The organism is Mariniflexile jejuense (assembly GCF_042675665.1).
In the GTDB taxonomy this organism is placed as follows: Bacteria; Bacteroidota; Bacteroidia; order Flavobacteriales; family Flavobacteriaceae; genus Mariniflexile; species Mariniflexile jejuense.
In genome coordinates, this window is sequence record NZ_JBHTJI010000001.1 from 1,224 (window position 1) to 3,307 (window position 2,084).

At 29.5% G+C, this 2,084-nt stretch carries 2 protein-coding genes; both read right to left on the reverse strand.

Going from position 1 to position 2,084, the window contains the following annotated elements; translation table 11 throughout:
* Positions 1-14: 14 nt before the first annotated feature.
* Positions 15-641 carry a YcxB family protein gene (locus ACFQ1R_RS00015; protein ID WP_379924018.1) on the reverse strand — a complete coding sequence of 209 codons (627 nt, stop codon included), beginning with the start codon at positions 639-641 and terminating at the stop codon, positions 15-17.
* Between the two features lie 599 nt (positions 642-1,240).
* The gene (locus tag ACFQ1R_RS00020; RefSeq protein WP_379924019.1) at positions 1,241-1,954 is read right to left on the reverse strand and encodes a tetratricopeptide repeat protein; all 714 of its coding nucleotides are present in this window, start codon (positions 1,952-1,954) and stop codon (positions 1,241-1,243) included.
* Positions 1,955-2,084: the final 130 nt, after the last annotated feature.

Genomic DNA, 2,084 nt, shown 5'->3' on the forward strand with positions numbered 1-2,084 from the left:
GTTGCCATTAGTACTTATTTCCATTCCCAATTCAATTCGTCAACATATTCAGCTCCTAATTCAGTCACACGTTTTTTAAATTCGGTTTGATTCTCAATCGCGTGCTTTGGTACAATTAGAGATAAGTCAGTTGTTAGTTTAATAAAGAAGTGGTTTTTCGTTTCAATTAATTCTTTTAGTTCAGTTCCGTTTATTTTACTTTCAGATGTGAAATCTTTGGCATTAACAGAATTTTCATCAAAGTCAATTTCCACAGGTTTATTAATCCGATTTTTATAATTTTCTTCAACGTGTTTTTTAAAATGTCTTTCGTATCTCCATTTAGAATACATTGGATATAGCATAAACCACAAAAGAGCTGTGATTCCAAAAACTAAAATTCCGATGTAGTTTTCGTCTTTTTGAGTTAAATAAAATCCGTAGAGCAGAAATAAAATGGGAATTATAATTCGACTATTTCTGCGCCTTTTTTTATGCAATTCAGATTTTGAAGAAGTATAAAGCTGATACTCTAAAAAATCCGAATTTGTAAGTTGATAGTTTATGTTCATCGTATTAATGCCAACGTTGCGTATAAGAATAGTGCGTTTTTGTGTGCGAGGATTTTCCGCAGGAAAATCAGAAGCTAACAAAAAAAGCACTAAGTTTTGATTAAGTATAAAACTAAGCATTATTTTTATACATTGTTACCTTGCGTTTTTATTGTCCGTTAAATATAGCGTTTTTTCTTTCTTTTTTTTTCTTTTTTTAATTGATTTTCTGCGTTTAACAATTTCGCAAACTTGCTCATTTTTCCGCTGCGATTGGATTTTCCGCAAACATGGTTTTTCTGTTTTTGTTTATTCCACAAACGGGCTAAAATTCCGCAATCTTGTTTTTTTTCTGTTTTTAAATTCCGTGAAAATTTGCTTTAAATCTCAATATTTTTTCCGCAAAACTTGCGTTTGAGTGCGTGTTTTTAATGCAAGGTAACGGTTTTGTATATGGTTTGTTGCGTGTTTAAGCACCTAATTTAGCAAATAAAAACCGAATAGAAAATCCGCAAGGATTTTCGTAAGCAAGCTAAAACTAGCAATAAAATATATACGTTGTTGTAAGTAGTGCTTTATTCAGATGCTTCTTTTTTCCAATATTCTTTTTTTGCTTTTTTCTGTTTATAATATGCTACAAATATTAATGAAAGAGGAAAAAACAGGATTATCAAAATCCACTTAAAAATGTTCAAAATCAGATTCACTTATTATTCTTTTTTTATGCAATGTTTTTTGAGCATTTCTCTTGCTTCTTTATCTCCTAATTTGGCAGACTTAATAAAATTTTCACAAGCATTTATTGAATCCTTTTTTCCGATAAAAGCTTTGCCAAGTAAGAAATAACAATCTCTTTTAGCGTTATTTGCTTTAATTGATTTATTAAAATCAGAAATGGCTTTGTCAAATTGTTCTATTTCTAAATATTCCATTCCACGCTCGAAATAAATCTCACAATCTAGCATACTATAATCTCTATCACTATCGAAGCTTTTCAAGTCGAAATTTGTGTTAAGAGCAAAAGCTCCACCATCAGAACTTGCAAAACTTTTCAGAGCTCCTTCAGTTTGAAGTGCTTTTGAGTAATAAGCAATTGCATTTTTACTATCATTTAAACTACTGTAATTATTTCCAATATTAAAAAGAGCGAACGTGTTGTCGTTATCAAATTCTAATATTTTATTATAATCTTTAATTCCTTCTTCAAATTTTTCTAATTTACTTTTGTAAAATCCTCTATTAAGCAATGCTGGTCTAAATTTAGATTTTTTGTCTATAGCTTTATCAAGTGAAATAATAGCTTCGTTATATTTTCCTTGTTTGTCAAGTTCTATTGCTCTATTGTAATATTCATCTGCGGAAGTGAAATCACAAGAGATGAATAAAAACGAAAATATTAATATGTAGATGAGTTTTTCTCGCATTACTTACAACGTTTTGTATAATTTTTAGTTGCGTGGATTAGGTACTAAAATAACAAAAAAACGCAAGCCAAAGGAAAAATCCGCAGGATTTTTCCGATTAAGTAACTACAAGCAATTAAATTTATACCAT

Excerpts from the sequence above, each read along its gene's own strand:
- ACFQ1R_RS00020 (WP_379924019.1), bottom strand. The coding sequence starts at position 1,954 with ATGCGAGAAAAACTCATCTACATATTAATATTTTCGTTTTTATTCATC.